This is a genomic window from Variovorax paradoxus EPS, from assembly GCF_000184745.1.
Taxonomy (GTDB): Bacteria; Pseudomonadota; Gammaproteobacteria; order Burkholderiales; family Burkholderiaceae_C; genus Variovorax; species Variovorax paradoxus_C.
Window position 1 is genome coordinate 1 of the sequence record NC_014931.1, and the last position, 17859, is coordinate 17859.

The window sequence follows — 17859 nt, forward strand, 5'->3', positions numbered from 1 at the left end:
TAGAATGCCCGGCGCCTTCCAGCAGAGAATATCCACAATACCTATACCAAGAAATGCCCGAGGGTTCCACCACTTTTCAAAGCGCCCATGTCGACTGACGGCATCGGCGAAAGCCTCTGGCAGGCCTGCGTCGACCAGCTCGCGCAGGAGCTGTCCGAGCAGCAGTTCAACACCTGGATCAAGCCCCTGACCGCACAGGTTGCCGACGACCTGTCGCGCATGACGGTGTTCGTGGCAAACCGCTTCAAGCTCGACTGGATCCGCGCCCAGTACGCCGGCAAGATCGCCGCCATGGCCGAGAAGATGTACGGCCAGCCGGTGGCCGTCGAGTTAGCGCTTGCTCCTCGCGAAGCACCCGTCCGCTCTGCGCCCATCGCCGTGATGACCGAGACCGATGTGCCGCGTGACGTGGCCGGTCCGGGCGAAGAGCCTGCCGCTGCCGGCTTCAAGAACCGCCTGAATTCAGGCCTCACTTTCGACACCCTTGTCGAAGGCACGGCCAACCGCATGGCGCGCGCCGCCGCGATGCACGTGGCCGGCATGCCGGGTCACCTGTACAACCCGCTTTTCATCTACGGCGGCGTCGGCCTGGGCAAGACCCACTTGATGCACGCTGTGGGCAACCGGCTGCTGGCCGATCGCCCCGATTCCAAAGTTCTCTACATCCACGCCGAGCAATTCGTCTCGGATGTGGTCAAGGCCTATCAGCGCAAGACTTTCGATGAGTTCAAGGAGCGGTATCACTCGCTCGACCTGTTGCTGATCGACGATGTGCAGTTCTTCGCCAACAAGGACCGCACGCAGGAAGAATTCTTCAACGCGTTCGAGGCCCTGCTCGCCAAGAAGTCGCACATCGTGATGACCAGCGACACCTACCCCAAGGGCCTGGCCGACATCCACGAGCGACTGGTTTCACGCTTCGATTCCGGCCTCACGGTGGCCATCGAGCCGCCCGAGCTCGAGATGCGCGTGGCCATTCTTATCAACAAGGCGCGCGCCGAATCGGCCGAGATGCCGGAAGAGGTCGCTTTCTTCGTTGCCAAGAACGTGCGCTCCAACGTGCGCGAGCTCGAAGGGGCGCTGCGCAAGATCCTGGCTTACTCGCGCTTCAACCAGAAGGAGATCTCGATCGCCCTGGCACGCGAGGCGCTGCGCGACCTGCTGTCGATCCAGAACCGGCAGATCTCGGTCGAGAATATCCAGAAGACGGTGGCCGACTACTACAAGATCAAGGTCGCCGACATGTACAGCAAGAAACGCCCGGCCAGCATTGCGCGGCCGCGGCAGATCGCGATGTACCTGGCCAAGGAGCTCACGCAAAAAAGCCTGCCGGAAATCGGCGAGCTGTTCGGCGGGCGCGACCACACGACGGTGCTGCACGCGGTGCGCAAGATCTCGGGCGAGCGCCAGCAGCTCACCGAGCTCAACCAGCAGCTGCACGTCCTCGAACAGACGCTCAAGGGCTGAAGCCGGATGTCATCAGAAATGCCCCTCGCGACAGCGGAGAATGGCGTCTTACAAGCTGATTCAAAGAGATAGAGAAGAGGAAGAAGACATGATCGTTTTGAAGGCAACCCAAGACAAGGTTCTTGCAGCGCTGCAGTCGGTGTCGGGCATCGTCGAGCGGCGCCACACGCTGCCGATCCTGGCGAACGTGCTGATCCGCAAGACCGGCGGCCAGCTCCAGCTGACCACCAGCGACCTCGAGATCCAGATCCGCACCACGGCCGAACTCGGCGGCGACGAAGGCAACTTCACCACCACCATCGGCGCGCGCAAGCTCATCGACATCCTGCGCACCATGCCGGCCGACCAGACCGTGAGCCTCGAATCGAGCGCGAGCAAGCTGGTGCTCAAGGGCGGCAAGAGCCGTTTCACGCTGCAGTCGCTGCCCGCCGAAGACTTTCCGCTGGTGCAGGAAGCCGCCAATTTCGGCCCCGTGTTCAGCGTGCCGCAAAAGACGCTGAAGGACCTGCTCTCGCAGGTCTCGTTCGCGATGGCCGTGCATGACATCCGCTACTACCTGAACGGCATCCTGTTCGTTGCCGAAGGCAAGCAACTGAGCCTCGTGGCCACCGACGGCCACCGCCTGGCGTTCTCCTCGGCCATGCTCGACGTCGAAGTGCCTCGGCAAGAAGTGATCCTTCCGCGCAAGACGGTGCTCGAAATGCAGCGCCTCCTGTCCGACGCCGAAGGCGCCATCGAGATGCAGTTCGCGAACAACCAGGCCAAGTTCAGCTTCGGCGGCATGGAGTTCGTCACCAAGCTGGTCGAGGGCAAGTTCCCCGACTACAACCGCGTGATCCCGAAGAACCACAAGAACACCGTCACGCTCGGCCGCGCGCCGCTCCTGGCCAGCCTGCAGCGCACCGCCATCCTGACCAGCGAGAAGTTCAAGGGCGTGCGCCTGAACATCGAGCCCGGCACGCTGCGCATCGCATCGAACAACGCCGAGCAGGAAGAAGCCCAGGACGAGCTCGACATCGACTACGGCGGCGACGCCATCGAGATCGGCTTCAACGTCACCTACCTGATCGACGCGCTGTCCAACATGGACCAGGACATGGTCAAGCTGGACCTGGCCGACTCCAACAGCTCGGCCTTGTTAACCATCCCCGAGAACGCATCTTTCAAGTACGTCGTGATGCCGATGCGTATCTAGCAGACGAACCACACAGCGCCTTGCGCAGACAACCCGCGGCCCTCCGCGGGTTTGCGCTTTCAAGAGGCGGCGAATTGAGTTCTTGAGAGCCCGAAAAATCACGTCGATGACGTGAGAGAGATAGAGGAATATCGAATGAGTGCAGAAGAAAACAAGCCCGAAGTCCCGCACACCGAGCCGGTCTACACGCCTGAAGTGCAGGTCGTCGCGCCCGAAGTCATCCTGGCCGACACCAGCTACGGCGAAGGCTCGATCACGATCCTGGAAGGGCTTGAAGCCGTGCGCAAGCGCCCCGGCATGTACATCGGCGATACCTCCGACGGCACGGGCCTGCACCATCTCGTGTTCGAAGTCGTGGACAACTCCATCGACGAAGCGCTGGCCGGCCATTGCGACGACATCGTCGTGACCATCCACAGCGACAACTCCATCTCGGTCACCGACAACGGCCGCGGCATCCCGACCGGCGTGAAGATGGACGACAAGCACGAGCCCAAGCGCTCGGCCGCCGAAATCGCGCTCACCGAACTGCACGCGGGCGGCAAGTTCAACCAGAACAGCTACAAGGTCTCGGGCGGCCTGCACGGCGTGGGCGTGTCCTGCGTGAACGCGCTGAGCATCAAGCTGCGCCTGATCGTGCGCCGCGAAGGCAAGATCCACGAACTCGAATTCAGCCGCGGCTTCGTGCAGAACCGCCTGCTCGAAACCGTGAACGGCTTCGAGGTCTCGCCCATGAAGATCATCGGCGACACCGACAAGCGCGGCACCGAAGTGCACTTCCTGCCGGACACGGAAATCTTCAAGGAAAACAACGATTTCCACTACGAGATCCTCTCCAAGCGCCTGCGCGAGCTGAGCTTTCTGAACAACGGCGTGCGCATCCGCCTGCTGGACGAGCGCACCGGCAAGGAAGACGACTTCTCGGGCGCCGGCGGCGTGCGCGGTTTTGTGGAATTCATCAACAAGGGCAAGACCGTCCTGCATCCGAACTCGTTCTATGCAGCGGGCGAGAAGCCGGCCGACACCTACGGCGGCATCCCCGGCACGCACATCGGCGTCGAAGTGGCGATGCAGTGGAACAGCGGCTACAACGAGCAGGTCCTCTGCTTCACCAACAACATCCCCCAGCGTGACGGCGGCACCCATCTCACCGGCCTGCGCGCCGCGATGACCCGCGTCATCAACAAGTACATCGAAGAGAACGAGTTCGCGAAAAAAGCGAAGGTCGAGGTCACCGGCGACGACATGCGCGAAGGCCTGTGCTGCGTGCTGAGCGTGAAGGTGCCCGAGCCCAAGTTCTCCAGCCAGACCAAGGACAAGCTGGTGTCCAGCGAAGTGCGCGCGCCGGTGGAAGACATCGTCGGCCGCCTGCTCACCGACTACCTGCAGGAGCGCCCGAACGACGCCAAGATCATCTGCGGCAAGATCGTCGAAGCCGCCCGCGCCCGCGAAGCCGCCCGCAAGGCCCGCGAAATGACGCGCCGCAAGGGCGTGCTCGACGGCATGGGCCTGCCCGGCAAGCTGGCCGACTGCCAGGAGAAAGATCCTGCCCTGTGCGAGGTCTACCTGGTGGAGGGAGACTCCGCCGGCGGCTCCGCCAAGCAGGGCCGCGACCGGAAGTTCCAGGCCATCCTGCCGCTGCGCGGCAAGATCCTGAACGTCGAAAAAGCGCGCTACGAGAAGCTGCTCACCAGCAATGAAATTCTCACGATGATCACCGCGCTGGGCACCGGCATCGGCCGCGCCGGCGCGACGACTGCGGGTGGCGGGGCCGACGACTTCAACGTCGCCAAGCTGCGCTACCACCGCATCATCATCATGACCGACGCCGACGTCGACGGTGCCCACATCCGCACGCTGCTGCTCACCTTCTTCTACCGGCAGATGCCGGAGCTGGTCGAGCGCGGCCACATCTACATCGCGCAGCCGCCGCTCTACAAGGTGAAGGTCGGCAAGGAAGAGCAGTACCTGAAGGACGGCCCCGCGCTCGACGCCTTCCTGCTCAAGGTGGCGCTGAAGGATGCGCGCATCGAGACCGGCGGCGCGAGCTCGACCACGCTCACCGGCGACACCCTGGCCGAACTGGCGCGCAAGCATCAGGTGGCCGAGTCCGTGATTGCGCGCCTGCGCAACTTCATGGACGCGGAGGCCCTGCGCGCCATCGCCGACGGCGTGGCGCTCGACCTGGACACCACGCCCGCCGCCGAAGCCTCGGCCGTCGCGCTGCAGGCCAAGCTGCGCGAACTCAACACGACCGGCATTCCGGCCGAGGTGAGCAACGAGTTCGACGCCCGCACCGACAAGCCGCTCCTGCGCATCAGCCGCCGCCACCACGGCAACATCAAGAGCAGCGTGATCACGCAGGACTTCGTGCATGGCGCCGATTACGCAGCGTTGGCAGAAGCAGCCAACACCTTCCGTGGCCTCTTGAGCACCGAAGGCGCGCTGGTCAAGCGCGGCGAGGGCGAGCGCGCCAAGGAAGAAAAGGTCGACGACTTCCGCCAGGCCATGAAGTGGCTCATCAGCGAAGCCGAACGCGCCACCTCGCGCCAGCGCTACAAGGGCCTGGGCGAAATGAACCCCGAGCAGCTGTGGGAAACCACCATGGACCCGACCGTGCGCCGCCTCCTTCGCGTGCAGATCGACGACGCGATCGAAGCGGATCGCGTGTTCACGATGCTGATGGGCGATGAGGTGGAGCCGCGGCGGGAGTTCATCGAGCAGAACGCATTGCGGGCGGCGAATATCGACGTTTGAGCGAGCGTCGCACGCATTTCCAGCGCAATTGCCGTAATCCCCTGCCGGGGATTGCGGCAATTTTTATTGCGGCAACGCTTCGCTTAAGACGATCGGCAAATCGTCATTTATTGGGGAAATTTTCCCCGAGAATTTCAGCCCCCGGCCTTGGAATTGCATGACGGCATGTTCGCCAATTGCCAATGATCCGTAAAGCCAGATCGAGTTTGAGTTTTTGCCTTCATAAATTACAGGTAGATTTCGAATGCCGGCTCAATTCTTATTGGCTTTCCGCGGATAACCGACAGCAGAATCCACGTAATTATTTCAGCAATGAAGCCAGTGTATGGTTTGGCATTCCTGGCTTTTCTGAGCGTCTTCTTCAACCATTCGGATTGGGTTTTCTGTAATTTTTCAGTTGCAGCGCAAAATACAAAAAACTCAACCGTGGCGAGCCTGTCTGATATTTTTCGCACAGTTTTTTATAGGGTGATCACCCTCGGCCTCAAGCTAAAAAGGATTGAAAGTTTTTCAATTTTTTGGAAATTCATTTCCGCACAAGCAGAGTCTCCCAAATGATCAGGCGCCCGGTTTCGATTACCGGCCATGTGCTTCTTTTACTTCTCGATTTTTATTGATCCGAGAAATTCGAATACACCGGTGCTGCAACCCGGCAAGCCACCACGCTACTGGCAACCCAACCGGAACCGCCTGTCGCGCGCTGCATGTCTTTCGCTGCGCAGCCGATCCTGCGAATACACGTCCTGCGGCTGCCGTGCGGCGGCATCGAGCCGTTTGACGGATTCATCCAGCTGGCTGCATTCAGCCATCGCGCTGTCGACATTGCGAGCCACCTGCCGCTCGTATTGCTGTTGCTGCTCGGCGACAGCGGTGTTGTTTCGGTTCGAAGCCTCTCGTTCCGAGATGCTCATTCCATCCGCAATGTTCACGTCGCGACGGAGGCGAACCGTCGTGGCGCGTGAGCCCGGCGGACAGGGCCCGTCCGAATAAGCAGCCTTGCCCGAGGGCGTGAGGCACTTGGTCACCTCGAAAGTGTCGGGTGGGGCGGGGGCGAGAGATGGCGACGGCGGCACGGGCGCAGCACGGCCGATCGGCGCAGGTGGCGCTGTCGGGCGCTGTTGCGCAGGCTGGGAAGAAGCGCGCTGCGCCAGCAACCATTCCGCGCCCCGAAAGAGCAGGAACACGAGCAACGCGGCGAGCGCCAGCCACAACGCCCAATGGCGATCCCGCTTCGGCCTCAAACCACGCTCCCATGCCGTCATCGCCTCTCGGCGTTCGGGCAGGGGGTCGTGGTCGTCGGTGCCGTTCATCGGAGACGCAGTATCTCCGCGAAGGCACAACAGGCGGGCGTCGGACCTGCTAGCTTTTCACGCGGCCAGGTTGCCCACGGCCTTGCATCGCAGCCGCCACACGCGCGATCCCGCCCGTCCCGCTCGCAGCCCGCCCGATCAACGCCCCGCCGGCCGCACCGGCCACCAAACGCGCAATGAAAGACCGGCTGCGCCCCGAAATCAGCAGCAGCAACACACCCGCCCCGAGCACGGCCAGGTGCTCGCCCGGAAAGTCGGCCCGTTGGGCATCGACCCGCTTGAATTCATTGATCGTCGACTGGATGGTCATTCGAAAGCTCCTTCTGTAGTCATGCCTCGTTGTTAGCCGGCGCCGCCGTGCACCGCTGTAGGCGCGAACCATGCACCCGTGCGGGCCGGCCTCAAAAGCGTTGCGTCTCAGGGTTTCCGTGAGGTCGGGGTCCGGAAACGGCCGCGATGCCCGTCACACAGCCGTCATCAGCTATTAAAACAATAGCGTTCAACTTCGATTCGAGGATCGTTCCTCGTAAACGCTATATCTAGCCCGACTCTTGCTAAGCAAAATCCTCGACGGATTTCACGTCATGCAAGATCGAGGACAACAAGCAATGAACCCTATGCGTCTCCGGCGGCCACTGGCCGCTTTGGTACTGGGCGGTACAGCAGCATTCCTCGGCGCCGTCTTGCCGGCGCACGCTTTCTCGAACCCGCCCATCCAGGTGGCGCAAGGCGTCGAGTACATGTGCGGCGGCGCAGCCAAGGGCGAGGCCGAGTTCATGGAAATGGTGGCGCCGCGCTGGGCCGCGACGATCGAGCTGGGCGTGAGCGACGGCAAGGGCGCGCAGTTCGCGGGCTTCCCGGCCAAGGCCTCGGTCGAGATCCGCCAGAAATACACCGGCCAGACGGTGATGGATGTGCAAACGCAGGCGCCCTACATGCTTGCGCGCCTCGACCCGGGTGCCTACGACGTGAACGTCACGCTGGGTGGGCTCACGCTGACGCAGACGCTGATCGTGATTGCCGGCGTGCCGGGCCGCGCCTCCTTCCTCTGGCCGTCGAACTTCGACATGGCCTCGGTCACGCCGCCGATGCCGCAGGCGCTGGCGCAGACCTCCGCCGCTCGCTGAGCCCCAGCATCGGCCGCACGACGGCCGCATGCCCGGCCTGTGGTGGCCATCGACAGGTCAGTCAGCCTTTTCTAAGTCGTTCGCCGCACATTGGCGGCGTGGCTCTCGCCATCACGACCTGGAAAGGATTCAAGACCATGACCTCCCGTTTTTCTTCCTCTTCTTCTTCGCGCATGCGGCCGCTGGCGGCCGCCATGCTGTGCGGCGCTGTCCTGCTGGGGGCGCTGTCGTCGGCGCACGCGGCGGTGAATCCGCCGATCTACATGACGCACGGCGTCGAATACATGAGCGGCGGCATCGGCAGCGACGAAGCGCAGTTGATGGAAACGGTGTCGCCTCGCTGGCCCGCGACCTTCGAATTCGCGGTCAAGGACCACAAGGGCAGCGCCGATTTCGCAGCCGGCGTGCACATCACGGTGCGCGACAGCAGCGGCACCAAGCTGCTGGACAACGTGGTGTCGGGCGGCCCGTTCATGGTGGCGCGGCTGGAGCCGGGCACCTACGAGGTCGAGGCGCGCATCGGCAGCCAGACGCTCAAGCAATCGCTCACTGTGCCGCACGGCGCCTCCGCCAAGGCCATCTTCGAATGGCCGGCAGGCACCGACATGGCCTCGGCCGGCACGCGCACGGTGCAGTGACGCGGCGGCGGCGGTTGCCGGTGCAGCTTGCCGGCGTCGCGGAAATCTGACGCTCCTCAAGCCACGGCGCCCGCTATCCGGGCGTCGCGCGCTATAGAAAAAATAGCGAATGCGGCGCCTTGGGGCGTCTTGAATGCGCGGCATGCGCCTTGCAGGTGGTGTATCCCGGGCAATGCCCGAACCCATTGCCCCGATGCCGATCCGCCCCCTGAGCGCCCTGACCGCGCTGTTGCACGTCTACATCGCGCTGCGCCTCGTGCCCGCGCTGGCCACGCTCACGCCCGCATGGCCGCTGGCGCTGGTGCTGCTCGCGGTGTCGGCGCTCACGATCCCGCTGCCTTTCGTCTCGCGCCGCATTGCGTCCAATGCCTCGATGGGCGAGGTGCTCAAGTGGGTCGGGCTGATCAGCATGGGCTGGTTCTCGTCGATGTTCGTGCTGACGCTGCTGCGCGATGCCGGCCTGCTGCTCGCCTGGCTGGCGGGCGCGCTGGGCCTTGTGCAGGTGCGCTGGAATGCGCTCTTGCCGTGGAGCGCGCTGGCGGTGCTGGCGATGGCCACGGGCACATCGCTTGTCGGCTTCCTCAACGCGCGGCGCACGGCGAGCGTGAAACGCGTGGAGGTGCCGATCCGCGGGCTGCCGGCGGCGCTCGAGGGCTTCACGATCGCGCAACTGAGCGACATCCACGTCGGGCCGACGATCAGGAGCGCCTACATCCAGCGCATCGTCGATGCGGTGAACCGGCTGGGCGCCGACGCGATCGCGATCACCGGCGACCTCGTGGACGGCACCGTGCCCGAATTGCGCGAGCACATCGCGCCGCTCGCGGGACTGCGCGCGCGGCACGGCACCTTCGTGGTCACGGGCAACCACGAGTACTACGCGGGCGCGCATGCGTGGATCGACGAGCTGCGCCGGCTCGGCCTCAAGGTGCTGCTCAACGAGCACGTGGTGCTGCAGACGCGCAATGTGCGCGGCGCGCAGACCGATGAAGAACTCTTCGAAAGCGCGCTGGTGCTGGCCGGCGTGACCGACTTCACCGCCGGGCACTTCGACGCGGCGCATGCGAGCGACCCGCACCTGGCGCTGTTCGATGCGCCGCCGCTGGTGCACACGCGTGTGCTGCTGGCGCACCAGCCGCGCAGCGCGACGGTGGCGGCTGCGGCGGGCTACCAGCTTCAGCTGTCGGGCCACACGCATGGCGGCCAGTTCTTTCCCTGGAACCTGTTCGTGCCGATGCAGCAGCCCTTCACGGCGGGCCTGCACCGGCTGCACGACATGTGGATCTATGTGAGCCGGGGCACCGGCTACTGGGGGCCGCCGAAGCGCTTTGGCGCGCCTTCGGAAATCACGCTGCTGACCTTGGTGCCGGCCCGGCCCTGAGCCGGCCCTTTTCTTTTTTCAGGATTGCAGTTCGGCCAGCCGGCGGGCGTTGGACGTGGCTGCGGCATGGATCGGCTTGAGGCCTTCGCGCGCGATGCGGACGGCAACGCCGGAAAGCTGGCTGGCCGCGTTCGCCGTGCGGGCCGCCGTCTGCACGAACGCATCACCGCGCGCGGCCGCTTGTGCGGGGGTGACGCTGCCGGCCATCGAGAAGAAGGCCGTCGTGCCCTGGAGCCACTGCTGCAGCGCCTTGTTGGCCAGCGAGAAATGGCTGCTGTGCCACTGCTTGACCATCGCCATGCCCGATTCGCTCGCCGCGGCGAGCTTCTCGTGCCCCATGAGCTGGAATTCCGCCAGGTCGGCCGCGCTGGGCGTGAGGCCGGCCTTGGCGATGCGCTCGGTCCGCATGCGGATCACCGAGCCGGAGGACAGCAGCATCTCGTTGGTCTTGAGGGCCAGGTCGAGCCACTGCATGAGCGGATTGGCCAGACGGGCGGTGGAACTGAGAGATGACATGTGAGGGGCCGATGCGTGGGGGAGGAGAACCCACTATAGGCCTCGACCGTTTCGAATTGCTGCGGCGCAGCAATTTCAAACTGCATTCTTGTTGAACAAGTCCTACCTTCGGATGTGGAAATTACGTGCAGACGGCATCGGTGCCCTGCGCTGGAAAGTAAACATGCGTTTTCTTCCGTTATCCGCACTGGACACCCATCACATGAAATCACATCCTTGCGCGCCCCTTCGGGCCGCCGTGTTCGCAGGCCTTTTCGGCTTGCTGGGCACGGCGGCCCATGCTTTTGGCGACGACACCCGCGGCTTCTACCTCGACGGCGGCCATGCGCGCCACGGAGAGAAGGGCGACACCAACTCGGTCAGCGTCGGCATGACGGTGCCGTGGTCGTTCAACGAGAGGCGACCGGGAAGTCCGTTCTCCTCGTACCTCGACTTCTACATAAGCAACTGGCATGCGCGTCCCTTGGACGACGGCCCGCGCAATTTCGTCCAGATCGGCGCGATCTACACCTTGCGCTACCGCTTCGGCGACGGCGCGTCGCCCTGGTTCGCCGAAGGCGGCGTCGGCGCGACCTTGATGGACCATGTCTACCGCACGCCCGACCGCAGCTTCAGCACGGCCTTCCAGTTCACCGAGGTGCTAGGCATCGGGCGCAGCTTCGGCGACAACGGAGCGCATGAAGTCTCGCTGCGGGTGCAACACGTTTCGAATGGCGGCATCAAGAAGCCCAACCCGGGCGAGACCTTCCTGCGCCTGCGCTACACCTATCACTTCTAGGCTAGGCGCCCGGGGCGCGACCAGGCAAGCGACGAGGGCGGCTGCGGCGCATGCGCATCTCGGTGACGAGGTAGGCGCACAGCGCGACCGCCAGCGGCAGCAGGTAATACAGGCCGCGATAGGCCAGCAGCGCACCCAGCAGCGTCGTCTCGGCCACTTGGTAGGACAGCAGCGCGACGAACACCGCTTCCAGCACGCCGAGCCCCGCCGGCACGTGCGTGACGACGCCAGCCACCGCCGCCACCAGCAGCACCGCGAGCACATGCGGATAGCCGACCTGGCCCTGCAGCAGCAGCCAGATCACCCCGCCCATCAGCGACCAGTTCAGGCACGACATCGCGAGCTGCAGCAGCGCCATCGCGAGCCCCGGCGTCTTGAACGTGTGGCCGCGCACACGCCACACGCGTCCCGCCGAAAACGCACACAGCGCGAGGTAGCCCACCGACAGCGCCAGCAGCACAGCGCCGAGCACGCGCAGCCCGCCGCTGCCGATCTTCCATTCGGGCGGCAGTGCCATAGGCCAGAAGAAGAAAGCCGCGCCGGCCACCACCAGGTAGCCCAGCCAGTTGGTCAGCATGCTGAAGCCCAGCACGCGGGTGATGGTCGCGTTGCCGAGACCCAGGCGCGAATAGAGCCGGTAGCGAAACGCCACGCCGCCGACCAGCGAACCGAAGTTCAGGTTGAAGGCATAGCTGATGAAGGTCACGCCCATCACCGTGCCGGCGCCGAGCTTGTGCCGCGTGAGGTGGCGGCCGAGCAGGTCGTAGGTGCTGTAGAGCACGAAGCTGCTTGCGGCCAATGCGCCGGCTGCGAGCAGCGTCGTCGCGGGCAGCGCGCGAATCGCCTGGAACACCTCGCTCCAGTCGATGGCCCGTGCCTGGGTCACCAGCAGCCAGGCGACGAGCCCGAAGAATCCCCAAACGACCACCCGGCGGGCCCAGGGCCACCAGGACTGGCGAGCGAGGGCCATCGTCGTGCTCATGCTCTTGCTCACGGACTCATGCCGCTTCCGTCGGCGTCGCGCCGCCGGTGTTGTTGCTGTTCTTCTCGTTCTTCTGCCGCTCGGCCAGATCGGTCGCCTCGGCCGGCGTCAGGCGCGGCACGTGGCGCGGCAGGCGGTCCAGCCACGCGGGATACCAACGCAGGAAGTGAAAGATGAAGAAGCTGCGCACCAGCCGCCATCCGCTCCACTCGCTCGCGAGGTCTGTCGTTTCGATGCGCTTGCAGCTCTCCTGCATAAGCTGGTCCATGCGCTTCCACAGCACCTCGTTGAAGGCCTTGTCGCGCACCACCACGTTGGCTTCGAGATTGAGCGACAGGCTCAGCGGATCGAGATTGCTCGAGCCGACCGTGCTCCAGCGGTCGTCCATCAGCGCGACCTTGCCGTGCAGCGGCCGGTCGCAGTACTCGTAGATGCGCACGCCCGCGTGCAGCAGGTGGTGGTACAGCATGCTCGCGGCCGTCTTCACGATCGGCATGTCGGGCTCGCCCTGCAGGATGAGCCGCACATCGACGCCGCGGCGCGCGGCGCGGCGCAGTTCCTTGATGAGCCGGTAGCCCGGAAAGAAATACGCGTTGGCGATCACGATGCGCTCGCGCGCCGCGCGGATCGCGGCGCGGTAGTGGCGCTCGATGTCGTTGGTGTGGCGGCGGTTGTCGCGCGTGACGAACATCGCGTCGGCTTCGCCAGCCGTGAGTTGCCGCACCGGCGGCGCCTGCTTGAGCCGGCGGCGGAACCACCCCGCGCCCTTGCCGCCGACGGCGATGGCGCGCAGCACGAACTGGTGGATCTCCGCGACGATCGGGCCCGCGAGTTCCACCGCCCAGTCCTGCTTGGCCTTCGGACCGAAGTCGAGCAGGTGGTCCGCGGAATAGTTGATGCCGCCGACGAAGGCGCGTTCGCCGTCGACCACCACGATCTTGCGGTGCATGCGGCGGAACACGTTGAGCCGCTGTCCCATGAAACGATGGCCGGGGTCGAACACCCGCACCTTCACACCGACCGAGGTAAGGCCCTCGATGAACTCGCGCGAAAGGTCGGGCGAGCCGAAGCCGTCGATCATCAGGTCGACCTTGGCGCCGCGCTGCGCTGCTTCGCGCAGTGCCGCGTGCAGCCCGAGGCCGACCTTGTCCTCGAACAGGATGAAGGTCTCGACGATCACTTCGCGCTCTGCCGCGCGGATCGCATCGAACACGCGCGGAAAGAATTCCTCGCCGTTCTCGAGCAGCTCGATGCGGTTCCCGCCGACCCAATGGTTGCCGTGGCTCATGGTGCGACCCGCTTCAAAGATCGATGTCCGCTACCAGCGGCGCGTGGTCCGACAGGTGCGACCAAGGCCGGCGCGGCAGCACCACCGGCGCGTGCACGCCGGCGTTGCGCACATAGATGCGGTCCAGCGGCAGCAGGGGAAAACGCGAGGGAAAGGTCCTGGCGGCGCGACCATTCGCATGCACGAACACCTCGCGCAAGTCAGCGCCTTTTTCCAGCACCTCGTGCGCGCGGCCGCGCCAGTCGTTGAAGTCGCCCGCGACGATCAGCGGCGCATCGGCCGGCACTTCGTCGCGCACGATGTGGCAGAGCAGTTCGAGCTGCTGCTGGCGATGCGCTTCGGCCAGCCCCAGGTGCGCGCAGATCACATGCACGTCGACCGTGCGGCCCGGCAGGCGCAGCACGCAGTGCAGGAGGCCGCGCTTCTCGGGGCCGCTCACCGACACATCGTGGTTGCGGAAATGCACGATCGGAAACTTCGACAGCACCGCGTTGCCGTGGTGGCCCTTCGGGTACACGGCGTTGCGGCCATAGGCGAACTGCGGCCACATGGTGTCGGCCAGGAATTCGTAGTGCGGCGCATCCGGCCAATTGCTCACCTTGCGCGAATGGCGCGAATGCGTGCCCAGCACTTCCTGCAGGAAGACCACGTCGGCGCCGACCGTGCGCACCGCGTCGCGCAATTCGGGAAGGATGAACTTGCGGTTGAGCGCGGTGAAGCCCTTGTGGGTGTTCACCGTCATGACCTTCAGCGAGGTCGGTGCGGGCGCGGCGGCCACGGTTGGTATCGGGGAGGAAGACATCGATTCTGGCGTTGTACGTTGCCGCGCCGGGCCTGCCTGTAGGAACGCGCCACCTTCTTCCGTGCCTTTCGCGCGCGGGCGGCGGGCTCCTACAGCCGGGCCTGCCCCACCCCGACACGCCCGGCGCGAAGCGCCTCCTACGGTCATTTCAGGGCTGCGAAAAGGCGGCCCAAGGTTCTCCATCCATCACTCTTACGAGACAAGCAAAAGGAACTCACCATGAAGCAGCAGACCACTATTTTTAAGGGCACGGTGCTCGCCGTGCTGATGGCCGCGGCCGGCGGCGCGATGGCCCAGGCGACGTCGATTCCCGCACAGCCCGATCCGTCGGTGGGCGGCCAGGCCAGCACGATGACGCCGGCCGGCGTGGCCAATCCGCCGCAGCGCCCCGACAACTCGATGCCCGCCTCCCGCGAGGCCGTGAAGGCGGAGGCACGCGTGCAGAACCGCAACAACGCCAACAGCATGGTGCCCAAGGGCGAAGCGACGACCACGGTCAACCACCAGCCCAACGCAATGCCGCGGCCGACCGGGGAGCAGTCGCGTGCTGAAGTGAGCCAGCAGGCCCGCAAGGTCAAGCCGCAATTCGGCGAGAAGGGCGAGCGCCCGGAAGTGCCGACCAATCCAACGGAAAAGACCGGCACGCCGAAGTAAGCAGGCGGCCCACCTGAACGGAAAAAGCCCGCAGCGCGCAAGGCGCTGCGGGCTTTTTTTCAGAGGCCGCCGTCACCGGCGGCCGGCTGTTCAGCTCTTGACGGGTGCGGCGTCGCGCTGGCCATCATGGCCGCGGTGACCGCCATGACCACGGTGGCCGTGACCGCCGGCATGCACCGTTTCGGCATCGAAGGTCTTCTTCTGGTCAGCCGACAGCGCCGCGTAGAAGGTCTTCGTGGCTTCGGCGCGCTTGGCGAACATCGCGCTGCGCTCGGCCTGGCGGGTCTGCATGCGTTCCAGGCGCTCGGGCGTGGTCAGCTTGGCGAACTCGGCGCGGTCCATGCGCTGCGGGCGGGCACCGGCCGGCGGCTGGTTGGCCGTGGTGTAGGTGGTCCACGCGCTTTCCTGGGCTGCCGTTAGCTTGAGCTTGTCCTTCAGCGCGGCGAGGCGCTTGGCACGGTGCTCCTTCATGCGCTCCATGCGCTGGGCCGGGTCCATGCGCTTGTGTTGCGCCTTGGGGGCGGCGGTGGTGTCGGCCTGGGCCACGGCAGCGGCGGGCGCCGCGGGCGTGGTGGTTGCGGCCGGCGCTTGAGCGAAGGCACCCGAAGAGGCGAGGGCTGCGGAGCCCAGGAGGCTGGCCCAGACGATGCGTTGGCGAAGAGAAATCATGAGAAGTGCTTCCTTTCGAAGAAGCCCGCCACCGAGGGGCAGCAGGTGAAGCGAAGTGTGGAAGACCTCTGTATCGCCTCCGTTAGCCCGGCGTGAGCTTGCGTAAAGAATGATGAATCGCACGCGCGCATCGCTGCGGTGTGCGATGCCGCTTATTTGGGCCGCGGCTGCTTCAGGCCCCGGTCCGGCGACTGCAGCTTTCCGGCGCGCAGTTCGCCGACCGCGCGGGCGACGGCACGCGCGACATTGCGCACTTCTTCCTGCACGTCGGTGTCTTCATCGAGCGCATCGTGGCTGGTGGCATACGGTTCGTAGTAGCCGATGTAGCGGTCCAGCCGCGCTTGCGCGCCCGCGTCGACAAGCCCCATCCAGTCGAGCCAGTCGGTGAGGTTGCGGCGCACGCTCTCGACGCCGGCCACGTCGCCGTGTACCACCACGCCATAGACGCGGCCCTCCAGGTGCTTGGGATAGCCCCAGCCCTGGAGCTCGAGCGCCTTGGCTTCTTCGGGCTTCTTGCCGTGCGTGCTCGTGGGGTCGGGGTTGCCGCCGTCCGCACAGACGAGGCGATCGATCATCAGCTTGAGGGGACTGGTGGCCTGGTACCAGTGCGTGGGCGTGAGCAGGATCACGCCGTGCGCAGCAACCCAGCGTTCGTAGATCTCGTTCATCCAGTCGCCGGTCTGGCGCAGCGAATGGTTGGGATAGCAGCTGCAGGGCCAGTGGCACAACGGCATGGCGGTGGAAACGCAGGCCTTGCAGGGGTGGATGTGCCGGCCGTATTCCGAGGTGAGATGGCTCAGGTCGAGCACGTCGGCTTCGACGCCGCTGCCTTCGAGCACTTCGCGCGCCAGTTCGGTCAGGCGCCATGTCTTGGAGATTTCGCCGGGACAGGTGCCGTCGTTGCGCGGCGAGCCGTTCACCAGCAGCACGCGCGAACGCGTCTGCGGCTGGCCCCAGACAGCCTGAGCTGCATCGATGCGCGCCTTGGCTTCGAGCCAGTCCACCGACAAGTCGTAGTCGGGGTCCGCATAGCCGGGCCCGGCCTTGCGCGTGACCGGCGCCTTGCGGCCTTCCTGGTACGCCTCCCACGCAATCAGTTCGATGCGCTGGAGCGAATCGGACTCGGCCTTGAACGCCGGGTCCTGGAACGGCTGCATGAAGCGGTCGTGGAACTGGGCGCGCTGCAGCGTCTCGGGCGCCTGTCCTTTGCGGATCGTGGGGGACATGGCCGGAATCTATGCGGCCGCGCGCCGGCACAGAACCACGCGCGATGCCGACTTCCGGTAGGCGCGCGACTACAGATCAGCTCCGCAGCTCAGCCGAGCTGGCCGTTCTGGAAATCGTGCACGGCCTGTTTCACTTCCTCCTGCGTGTTCATCACGAACGGCCCGTACTGCGCGATGGGTTCGTGCAGCGGCCGGCCCGCGATGAGCAGCGCGCGCGCCGGGCTGTGGTTGGTCGCGCCCGCGCGCAGCACCACGCCGTCGCTGCCGACGTCGTTGGCGAGGATCGCCATGCGGCGCGTCGGCACTTCGCTCCCGGCGATCCAGAGCGATTCGCGGAACACGTAGACCAGCACGTTGTGGTCCGCCGGCAGCGGCTGCGCGAATTCGGCGCCGGGCGGCAGCGTGAGGTCCAGGTAGAGCGGCTCGGTGTGCGCGCGCAGCACCGCGCCTTCGATGCCGTGGCTGGTGCCGGCGATCACCCGCACGTGCACGCCTTCGGCGGTGGTGTATTCGGGAATCTCCTCGCTCTGGATGTCGCGATACCAAGGCTCGCGCATCTTGTCCTTGGCCGGCAGGTTGAGCCAGAGCTGAAAGCCTTCCATGAGGCCTTCTTCCTGCTCGGGCAGCTCGCTGTGCACGAGGCCGCGGCCGGCGGTCATCCACTGCACCCCGCCGTTTTCGAGCAGGCCTTCGTGGCCGGCGCTGTCGCGGTGTCGCATGCGGCCCGCGATCATGTAGGTGACGGTTTCGAAGCCCCGGTGCGGATGGTTCGGAAAGCCGCCGATGTAGTCGCCCGGGTTGTCGCTGCCGAAGGCATCGAGCATCAGGTACGGATCGAGCCGTTTCTGCAGCGGCTGCTGCAGCACGCGGGTGAGCTTGACGCCGTCGCCGTCGCTGGTGGAGACACCGGCCACGATGTGGTCGAGGCCGCGGGGCGTGGCAACGGGTTCGGTGGGGTGGTTGGCGTTCTTGGTCATGCGACCCATGGTGTCACTAACCCGCCGACCGCACCACCGGTGGGGATGAGCGCGGGCTCCGCGCGAACGATCGAGGGCGCAAGGCCCGCCGC

The 17859-nt window shown here is 65.3% G+C and carries 17 protein-coding genes; 8 read left to right on the top strand and 9 right to left on the bottom strand.

Translation table 11 applies throughout. The features are described from left to right. The first annotated feature begins 87 nt into the window (after positions 1-87). The 3 genes from dnaA (at position 88) to gyrB (ending at position 5419) form a co-directional block, all read left to right on the top strand. On the top strand, positions 88-1467 hold the full coding sequence (gene dnaA / locus VARPA_RS00005) for a chromosomal replication initiator protein DnaA (RefSeq protein WP_013538471.1): 1380 nt from the start codon (positions 88-90) through the stop codon (positions 1465-1467). Positions 1468-1555: 88 nt separating this feature from the next. Further along, positions 1556-2662: a DNA polymerase III subunit beta gene (dnaN, locus tag VARPA_RS00010; protein WP_013538472.1), complete on the top strand. Its 1107-nt coding sequence runs from the start codon at positions 1556-1558 to the stop codon at positions 2660-2662. 135 nt (positions 2663-2797) lie between these two features. Continuing rightward, a complete protein-coding gene (gyrB, locus tag VARPA_RS00015; RefSeq protein ID WP_013538473.1) occupies positions 2798-5419 on the top strand; it encodes a DNA topoisomerase (ATP-hydrolyzing) subunit B in 2622 nt (873 codons plus the stop codon). Positions 5420-6084: 665 nt separating this feature from the next. Here gyrB and VARPA_RS00020 read toward each other — a convergent pair. Together VARPA_RS00020 and VARPA_RS00025 are read right to left on the bottom strand one after the other, a co-directional pair. Next, positions 6085-6729, bottom strand: coding sequence for a hypothetical protein (locus VARPA_RS00020; RefSeq protein ID WP_013538474.1), 645 nt, complete (start codon positions 6727-6729; stop codon positions 6085-6087). A 49-nt stretch (positions 6730-6778) separates the two neighbouring features. Next, on the bottom strand, positions 6779-7039 hold the full coding sequence (locus VARPA_RS00025; RefSeq protein WP_013538475.1) for a hypothetical protein: 261 nt from the start codon (positions 7037-7039) through the stop codon (positions 6779-6781). A 298-nt stretch (positions 7040-7337) separates the two neighbouring features. Here VARPA_RS00025 and VARPA_RS00030 point away from each other — a divergent pair, with 298 nt between their 5' ends. The 3 genes from VARPA_RS00030 (at position 7338) to VARPA_RS00040 (ending at position 9875) form a co-directional block, all read left to right on the top strand. Continuing rightward, positions 7338-7856 (top strand): hypothetical protein, encoded by a 519-nt coding sequence (locus tag VARPA_RS00030; protein ID WP_013538476.1) that lies wholly within the window; start codon positions 7338-7340, stop codon positions 7854-7856. 137 nt (positions 7857-7993) lie between these two features. After that, positions 7994-8494, top strand: coding sequence for a hypothetical protein (locus tag VARPA_RS00035; RefSeq protein WP_013538477.1), 501 nt, complete (start codon positions 7994-7996; stop codon positions 8492-8494). Positions 8495-8627: 133 nt separating this feature from the next. Next, positions 8628-9875, top strand: coding sequence for a metallophosphoesterase (locus VARPA_RS00040; protein ID WP_041942718.1), 1248 nt, complete (start codon positions 8628-8630; stop codon positions 9873-9875). 18 nt (positions 9876-9893) lie between these two features. Here VARPA_RS00040 and VARPA_RS00045 read toward each other — a convergent pair whose 3' ends face one another. Continuing rightward, entirely contained in the window at positions 9894-10391 is a 498-nt protein-coding gene (locus VARPA_RS00045) for a polyhydroxyalkanoate granule-associated phasin (protein ID WP_013538479.1), read from the bottom strand. 202 nt (positions 10392-10593) lie between these two features. Between VARPA_RS00045 and VARPA_RS00050 the strand changes: the two genes are divergently transcribed. Beyond that, positions 10594-11169 (top strand): acyloxyacyl hydrolase, encoded by a 576-nt coding sequence (locus VARPA_RS00050; RefSeq protein WP_013538480.1) that lies wholly within the window; start codon positions 10594-10596, stop codon positions 11167-11169. A gap of 1 nt (position 11170) precedes the next feature. Here the strand turns inward: VARPA_RS00050 and VARPA_RS00055 are convergent, their stop codons facing one another. From VARPA_RS00055 to VARPA_RS00065, 3 genes are read right to left on the bottom strand one after another with little or no spacing between them, the layout of a single operon-like run. Beyond that, positions 11171-12151, bottom strand: a complete 981-nt coding sequence (locus tag VARPA_RS00055) for a lysylphosphatidylglycerol synthase domain-containing protein (RefSeq protein WP_041943111.1) — start codon at positions 12149-12151, stop codon at positions 11171-11173. A gap of 16 nt (positions 12152-12167) precedes the next feature. Then, the gene (gene clsB / locus VARPA_RS00060) at positions 12168-13439 is read right to left on the bottom strand and encodes a cardiolipin synthase ClsB (protein ID WP_013538482.1); all 1272 of its coding nucleotides are present in this window, start codon (positions 13437-13439) and stop codon (positions 12168-12170) included. 13 nt (positions 13440-13452) lie between these two features. Then, positions 13453-14241 carry an endonuclease/exonuclease/phosphatase family protein gene (locus VARPA_RS00065; RefSeq protein ID WP_013538483.1) on the bottom strand — a complete coding sequence of 263 codons (789 nt, stop codon included), beginning with the start codon at positions 14239-14241 and terminating at the stop codon, positions 13453-13455. A 219-nt stretch (positions 14242-14460) separates the two neighbouring features. Here VARPA_RS00065 and VARPA_RS00070 point away from each other — a divergent pair, with 219 nt between their 5' ends. Beyond that, the gene (locus VARPA_RS00070; protein ID WP_013538484.1) at positions 14461-14895 is read left to right on the top strand and encodes a hypothetical protein; all 435 of its coding nucleotides are present in this window, start codon (positions 14461-14463) and stop codon (positions 14893-14895) included. A gap of 90 nt (positions 14896-14985) precedes the next feature. On the opposite strand, the gene VARPA_RS00075 is transcribed toward VARPA_RS00070, so the two are convergent. From VARPA_RS00075 to VARPA_RS00085, 3 genes are all read right to left on the bottom strand, one after another. After that, the gene (locus VARPA_RS00075; protein ID WP_013538485.1) at positions 14986-15564 is read right to left on the bottom strand and encodes a Spy/CpxP family protein refolding chaperone; all 579 of its coding nucleotides are present in this window, start codon (positions 15562-15564) and stop codon (positions 14986-14988) included. A gap of 152 nt (positions 15565-15716) precedes the next feature. Then, on the bottom strand, positions 15717-16790 hold the full coding sequence (locus VARPA_RS00080; protein ID WP_013538486.1) for a flavodoxin family protein: 1074 nt from the start codon (positions 16788-16790) through the stop codon (positions 15717-15719). A gap of 89 nt (positions 16791-16879) precedes the next feature. Continuing rightward, the gene (locus tag VARPA_RS00085; protein ID WP_013538487.1) at positions 16880-17776 is read right to left on the bottom strand and encodes a pirin family protein; all 897 of its coding nucleotides are present in this window, start codon (positions 17774-17776) and stop codon (positions 16880-16882) included. Positions 17777-17859 lie beyond the last annotated feature (83 nt).